The following is a 6,602-nucleotide window of genomic DNA, read 5'->3' as shown; positions in this document are numbered from 1 at the left end:
CATCTCCGAAGGGCTTAACAGGCTCAGAGTAGAAGAACAAAAGGCTTGAACCTTTTGTTAACAGCCCGATTCTTGCTTGAGTTGTAGTTGCACCTCGTAATTTGTTCATAGACACATACTTTTTTACTGGAAGAAAAGACAAAGGCAATGATAAAAACATAAATAACCCCCTCACCTTGCATTCTCTCCCCCAGAGGAGAGGCAAACAAGAAAAGATTGTCATTGCGAGTGAATATAAAACAAGCCCCCGCAATTTGCGAAGTAAGTCCCACTGGGTACTCTGGACAAGATCACTCGAAAGTGAAAAAATCAATAATGCTTTACTCTTGCAGTTCCATTAGCAGAATAGACTATCTGAACGTTATCTCCTTTTCTATAATACTCGCCTGGGGCTTTCTCTTGTACTATAGCAACAATCTTTCCATCTTCAAGTTGCACAGTTATCTCTATGCCTTCTTTAGTACTGACTTTTTGCTCTACAGCCCCGCCTGCAACTGCCCCAACTACCCCACCAATAACTGTTGCAGTGCCTCTACTTGCCCCCTTACCTATAGCGTGGCCAGCTGCTGCCCCTGCCGCCGCACCAGTGATAGTACCAACAGGTCCAGACTCACCTTGTATAACAACATCGTTTACACCAATAACAGTTCCCAAATAGACAGAGTGCATTTTTCTTGCTTCACCCCTTTCATAACTGGAACCAGTAAGAGGTGTTTGGCAACCCGTTAAAGCAAATACCATAAACCCCATAAAAAAATATATAATGATTTTCTTATACATAATTCCTCCTTTAAAATTTATTTATTAAAATGTATAAACTATCTTCTCACCTTGCATCCTCTCTTCCCTCAAAGGGAGAGGCGAGAGGAGTAGTAATTGCCACGCTCCCTTCGGTCACTCGCAATGACAAGCAATAGGCTAACAACCCTCCCCTGACATACTCGAGAGATAAAACTCGCAAGACAAACTTAAAAAGACGGAACAAGAGGGCACTACTGAGCCAAAATCAATGCCTCTTCCATCACATCAACACTTACAAAAACCTCATCTGAAATCATTTTTATTGGATACATCATATTTATAATCTCATTTTTGATAACCATCTGAGATAAAGGAAAATTCAAAATAATCTTTGTATCATTGTAAGGGATAGTTACAGATCTGCTATTCTTCTCTAATTTCCCTTCATACATAAACAACTTTAAAACACTCCTTAAACTTACATACTCAACGCCATCTATAGAGTATATAGGTAATTTGTTCTCCTTTAAAACTTCAACGAAATTTTCAGATGTTAGACCTGCCGGTTTTACACTCGGAATAAAGGGTATAACCTCTACATTTTTTGCATTGGTAATATTGGTTGCAACAAGCGGAGTTTCCACTTCTGGTTGTTCAAGAACCTTTTCCTCTACCTCTTCTTTTTCAGAAACTGCCGAAACAACATTAGGTGTCCCAGCAACTTCTTTTTTTAATCCTTTTAAAATCAAATATTGGTAAAAAAAGAGCGACATATATATAATAAGAAAAGATAAAACTGAGACCAGAACCACCTGTTTTGATTTAACAACTAACCAAGAAAAATGTGGCATAGGAAGTTCTTCATTTGCTACCTGATTGGTAGATATAGGTTGTAAAGGTTTTATGTCAGCGGTGTTAATAGTTCCCTTATATTTTTTTTCTTCTTTATCTTGAGCAGGGATTTCGCTAATAATAGGTTCCGACAAAGTTGTAGATACATCTTTATAGGCAGAACTTTCTTTTAAAGCATCAAAATTTTTATCTTCCACTATCTTCTCGTATTCTCTTAAAAATATTTTTAAGAGATGTTCGCTTTCTGGAGGAATTTTAGTAAAATTAAGACCATAAAAAACCTCATTATCTTTGCCAACCTGAATATTGGACACCTCACAATAAGCGGAAAAAATAGCGTTCCCCAGTGAAAGATTAAAAAAAGGAAAAACGTTAGGGTCAAGTTGAAGTTCTATAATATATTTATGTTTTTTTACTGGGAGTGAGTAGTATGTGGCAATTTTAGTTCCCTTTTCTGAAAGGTCAAAAGCAGAAATTGCCATCTTCTTTTCTATGTTCCTAACATCTATAAGAAAACCTGTAATCTCTTCTGTCTTTAACCTTTCAAAACCACGCCTATCAATTTCAAAACCTGAATCAGGACAGAATATAGCAAGGTCAGGTACAGGAAAATAGAAGCACCCCTTTGAAAAATATCTAACGTTGTCGTAATCTTTAAAGAGAAGGTCTCCTACAACTTTTTCGGTTATTTTTGTCTTTACCAAAAGTTGGAATACAAACTCCCTGCCCGGAGTTTTACTTTTAAAGATTGCTCTGTAACGTTTATCCCCTATTTTAAGAACAAATTCATCTGCCCTTTCAAGTTCCATAATATCATTCTACCTTTTTTTTTAGTTTTTTTCCAGAAATAAATGTAATGCCCCCATTCCGTCTTTTGTAGTTTATCTTGCGAGCTTTACCCGCCGAAGCCAACCTACGCTAAAATACAAGCTTCGGCAGGTATACCTTGGCGTAGGAGGGGCTTTATGCAGGCGAGGAATAACGGAAGACGTAACTATAGTAAGGATAAAAGATGAGAACTCCCCCTATATGTCATTCCGGACTTGATCCGGAATCTCGTTTTTCTTGCTACCAGCGTGGGTTACATTAGAGATCCTGAAACAAGTTCAGGAAGACAAATTTGGGGCGTCAGGAGGGCATAGTGGGTAGGTAGAAAGAGAATATTATGGCAAATTTTTCTGCCCTATTATAGACCCACTACCCCTTGTTGAACTATAATTTCCAGATATACCCCCACCATCTGAGCCACTAACCTGATAGATAATTTTATCCTCAGAAACAGATCTTCCGAACAAAAGCCATTGATAAGATGTATTGCTCACTTTTGAATAGTTAGGAGTCGCTGAGGTTATTTTATAGCCAGATGGTAATTTTTCATTAATTATCAACCCAGTTATTTCGCCCTTAACAGTTATATCAAGAGTAACAACAGACACATCAATACTTCTCACTATAGTAACAGTGGGCAGGGCTGGAGGGTCATCTTCTTCATTCTTATCATCTACCTTGACTTCACTTTTAAGGTTTTTTTTGTTTACTTCTAAATCATCGCCACCACCAGAAAAAGCAGGTGTGTCTTTACTGCTTGAAGGTGTTGTTGAAGTGTTAACAACTCGAGTTGCTCCTGGTGCAAGAGAAGTTGTAGATGCGTAGGTTGATGTTGGTAGGGAAAAAGTAGAAGAAAAGGTTGACGGCGGTGTTACATTTGTAATTGCAGAAGTATTGTTTATTTGTTGAGCAGAACCGGTTACGCTCTTACCAGTTTGCCAAGAAGGATAATATTTTTCGTAAATTGAAACAACTTTTTTAAGCCATTCAGGTCCAGAATATTCTTTTTCTACCTTAGGCTCAATAGATTCAGTAGTTTTGTATTGTTTAAATGGTTTTACTTCCACAGGTTTTACAACAGAAAATGGGTTTAGATTTGGTTCTTTGTTTACTTGAATAGGAGCGATGGTTGATAATTTTACCTTTGCTTTCTTTTGATTAGATAGGTTTGTTTTTGAAACAAGAAACGAAACAAGAGCAAAAATAGCAAGTAAGACAATAAAACTCTGCCTGTTTGGTTTCCTCATAAGGTTTTCTCCATAAAAAAATTAGTATTATAGTACTAATTTACCAATTTGAAGGTCTTTTGTCAAGTTTTTTTGTAGTTACCCATTCCGTCTTTGCGAGTGATGAAGGTTGTACCTCAGAGTATTTTGCGGAGGTCCGACCTTCGTCTTAATAAAGTGTAAAGGAAAAGTCTCCCCCAATATGTCACTCCGGACTTGATCCGGAATCTCGTTTTTTACAGCCCCCCATTCCGTCTTTGCGAGTGATGAAGGTTGTACCTCGGAGTCTTTTGCGGAGATCCGACCTTCGTTTTACTCAAGTGTAGTGAAAAGTCTCCCCCTATATGTCATTCCGAACTTGATCCGGAATCTCGTTTTTTACAACCCCCCATTCCGTCTTTGCGAGTGATGAAGGTTGTACCTCGGAGTATTTTGCGGAGGTCCGACCTTCGTCTTAATAAAGTGTAAAGGAAAAGTCTCCCCCTATATGTCATTCCGGACTTGATCCGGAATCTCGTTTTTTACGTTGTGCCTATTACCAACGTGGGTTACATTAGAGATCCTGAAACAAGTTCAAGATGACAAAACCGAGCGTTAGGATGGTAAAAAAAAAGGCGGGGTTTTAAGCCCCGCCTTTTGTATGCGTATTTTAAGAAAACTTTATAGTCCCATTCTTAACCCAGAAAACAACCTCCAGTCGCTTGCTCCGTACCCATCAACAAGAGCAAAACCGCCACCTACTGTAAAAGTAAAGTTTTTGCAGTTTTGTCCGTAAGAAACAAGCAATTCTACTGGAGAACTTGCTCTCTCAAAAAGTTCTTCACTTCTACCATAAAGTTCAGTTGATATGTAGGAAGAGTTTCCAGGTAGATTATATACAAGGCCTGCCCCAAAAAGTAGAGAATGATTTATAGGTACCTGAGCAAGTTTTTCTTTGCTCTGGTAGGCAAACCCAAGATTTAGAGTAAACAAGGTATTCTCGTTAAGTTTTGTGTCGTATATACCTTTAACCCCAAAAGCGGCGTTTTCTGAACCAAGCCCAGCGTCTTCGTTACCTGTTGTAAATTGTATGTAAGGAGCAATCGCTACTTTACCTTCCATTAGAGTGTTAGGTAACCTCAATTTTCCACTAAGTACCATATCTCCAAAACCATCTTTTTCTATTGGGCTTGCTGCACCTTGATTAAAAACATAAGGGATAACTAAAGATATTTGAGAGTTTTCTGTTAGCCCCATTGTTATACCAGCATTAAGCAAGCTCTGGTCTTTAATAAGGTCAATATCTTTTCCTCCCGCTTTGGCTTCAAGAGGGTTTTTAGCAAAAGAGTAGAAAAAATCAACCGCAACCTTCTGGCTACCAATTGTTTTGGTAGTTGGAACTATAACAGTTGCTTCTTCTGCTGGTGCTACCTTGAAGTGGTTTGTTTCTGCTCCAAAGACGTTCGTAGTTACACCAAGAAAGAGTCCTACCATAAGCAAGGTAACAATTGCCTTTCTATTTCTTTTTCTAAGCCCAACAAGCAGTAATCCCAATCCAAGAAGAATATAAGGTAGTAACCCTTTCACAAGGATGTAAGCAATGCCGTATAAAGGTAACAGAGATATTCTAACAACTGCTTTCAATGCTTCGTTTTGTGAGATAATAGAAGCATATTTAGGGCTATGTTTGTAGTACCATCTAACAAATGCTTTACCTGCTGTACTTGTCAAAAGGTATCTATCGCGGAACTGTCTGAGTATCTGAACGTGTCTTTCAAATGGTGAACCAAAAGCGGCTGTTGCTATGAAACATCCGCCACCTCCAGAAACCTTATCAAAACCTGAAAAGACGCCCAAACCGATTGGGTCGGCTATTACTCCGTTAGCTTCGCCATCAAAGTCCCATTTTCCGCCATCTTGTAGGGTTATTTTTACTACTGTATATTTATTACCTTCATTATTTATAACTGTGCCTCTTATTTCAGCATCATCAAAAATTAACAATTCGTTTGTATCAGGATTATATTTCCAAATCCCGCCGTTAAAGTCTCCCGGAATAAGAAGGTCAAATGTAGCAGTTGCGCCGGGTGCATCCAATTCTATGCGAACATCAAACATATAGTTTATATCGAGGGCATCTGTACCTTCAACATTCTCAGGATTAAGAAGTTCTACTACTACATTTCCAGTACCTGTTGAACATTCAGGGTAGGTAGCCATAAGAAGTTCGCCTGTTCTTGGGTCTTTGAAAGGATGTGCACCATCTATTCTTAGGTCTATTTCTGCTTCAGAGAAAGAGTTAAGGAAGTCAGTATCTGTTTCATCAACTTCAGGAATATATCTTTCTACTGCAAAAAATCCTGACCAGTCAGACCAGAGAGGATTTGTTATTGGAGTACCTTTGTCGTTAGATTCTTCACGAGCATATTCCCCCATATCGTTATCGCTAACTCTCCATCTATATTTTTTATCTGGCTTAAAGAGCCCCCAAGGCGCTATTAATTTTACAATATTTTGGTCGTTCAAAGTTTTATTAACGCCTTTCAATTCATAGATTAGTGTACCGGGATATACTTTTCCAGTTGAGTTGAACTCTATCTTTTCTTCTATTTCAAAGTCACAGTTGGCTGTTCCGCCAGTTTCGCTTCTGAAAAACTGAGAAGTAAAAGGTACAAATGGAAACTCTTCTGTTATTGAATAATCCTCGTCAAGTGGCTCTACTATTTCTGGTTGCTGAATAATAACCATTTTAACCAGAATGTTTTCACTACCACCGTTTGAAGTGATAGGAATTGTAGCATTGTAGGTACCGCCTGTTAATTCACCTTTTGTGGCTGTTATAGTTATGTTGCAACTATTAGTTCCAGCACTTTTAGAACCAGGTATTATTTCTGCTGGTATAAGTGTACCTTCTGTTGGGACAACCTGTAACCATTCATCTCCTTGCTGATAGACTATCTCGCCTACCTGCCAATT

Annotated in this window: 4 protein-coding genes; all 4 read right to left on the bottom strand. The window is 38.4% G+C overall.

Annotated features, from left to right (window positions below; translation table 11 throughout):
- Window positions 1–309: 309 nt before the first annotated feature.
- Entirely contained in the window at window positions 310–780 is a 471-nt protein-coding gene (locus M0P98_08830; GenBank protein ID MCK9266953.1) for a glycine zipper 2TM domain-containing protein, read from the bottom strand.
- A gap of 212 nt (window positions 781–992) precedes the next feature.
- Window positions 993–2,402, bottom strand: coding sequence for a copper amine oxidase N-terminal domain-containing protein (locus tag M0P98_08825; protein ID MCK9266952.1), 1,410 nt, complete (start codon window positions 2,400–2,402; stop codon window positions 993–995).
- Window positions 2,403–2,756: 354 nt separating this feature from the next.
- Window positions 2,757–3,668, bottom strand: coding sequence for a hypothetical protein (locus M0P98_08820; GenBank protein MCK9266951.1), 912 nt, complete (start codon window positions 3,666–3,668; stop codon window positions 2,757–2,759).
- 639 nt (window positions 3,669–4,307) lie between these two features.
- A partial coding sequence (locus M0P98_08815; GenBank protein ID MCK9266950.1) for a hypothetical protein occupies window positions 4,308–6,602 on the bottom strand: 2,295 nt, incomplete at its 5' end.

The sequence above is a fragment of the bacterium genome, from assembly GCA_023230585.1.
Classification (GTDB): domain Bacteria; phylum Ratteibacteria; class UBA8468; order B48-G9; family JAFGKM01; genus JALNXB01.
Note: the sequence above shows the minus strand (reverse complement) of the source record. Positions and strands in the feature narration are given on the sequence as shown.

Coding starts and splice junctions, on each gene's coding strand:
- M0P98_08830 (MCK9266953.1), bottom strand. CDS start 780: ATGTATAAGAAAATCATTATATATTTTTTTATGGGGTTTATGGTATTT.
- M0P98_08825 (MCK9266952.1), bottom strand. CDS start 2,402: ATGGAACTTGAAAGGGCAGATGAATTTGTTCTTAAAATAGGGGATAAA.
- M0P98_08820 (MCK9266951.1), bottom strand. CDS start 3,668: ATGAGGAAACCAAACAGGCAGAGTTTTATTGTCTTACTTGCTATTTTT.